Annotated in this window: 2 protein-coding genes; one reads left to right on the plus strand and one right to left on the minus strand. The window is 44.6% G+C overall.

Annotation, left to right across the window (positions count from 1 at the left end; all coding sequences use genetic code 11):
* Positions 1-366: hypothetical protein (locus A3756_RS27985; protein ID WP_197481395.1), on the plus strand; the 366-nt coding region annotated here is incomplete at its 5' end.
* 81 nt (positions 367-447) lie between these two features.
* Here A3756_RS27985 and A3756_RS27990 read toward each other — a convergent pair.
* On the minus strand, positions 448-789 hold a 342-nt coding region (locus A3756_RS27990; protein WP_197481396.1), incomplete at its 5' end, for a fibronectin type III domain-containing protein.

The raw sequence follows: 789 nt of genomic DNA on the forward strand, positions 1-789 counted from the left end.
CTTAGTGAAGGGGTAATCTCTCGAGCCTTTTTTAACCTTAGCTCTGTTCAAAAGGGTTTGTCTGAAATGCCTGCTGAAGAGCGACAGATAGAGATAGATAATATTCGGCGCCAGTTAGGTTATTCAGAAGAGCAAATTGAAACACTTGCTGCAAAGGACCAAGAACGTGAGGCGAGATGGCAAACTGGTTACGCCTATATGGCTGAGCGAGCTGAATTGGTGGCGAGCCTTGATGCAGAACAGCTTGATGAGTCTCTTGCCGAGCTTAGGCAAAAATACTTTGAGCATGAAGCTGTTACGATTCAAAGGGAAGAGGAAATGGACTTCTGGCGTTTTAACAGGCCTAGGAAGTTTGGTAATAACTAAGAGTCGCGTATGCCAACACTTCTAGCTAAGGAGAGGAGATACGCTATTCACCTCTGTGGCTGAATAGCGTTAACAAGTGCTTTAAGGGATGTCGATAGAAATCGTTTCAGAGAATTGGCTTTGAATCTCATTGCTATCGACTGTTGCAATACGCAGGTACATTGTTCCTGATTGCACATCGCTGATTATGTAGTTGTAGGTCTCACTACCTGTGCTGTTAATACGAATGCTTTGGTTTAGCTCGGTGTTGTTATAAGCATATTCGATAACATATGCTGAAATTTCACTACTTTCCAGTGCGCTGCCGTCTTCACGTGTGCTTGGCGCAGACCAGCTTAGCTCGAGTGAAGAAGGTAGAGAGTTAACCGAGACCAAGGCTTCTTGTGAGTAAGCTTCACTGCTGGCATTACTGACGACTACAGA

The organism is Oleiphilus sp. HI0086 (assembly GCF_001635225.1).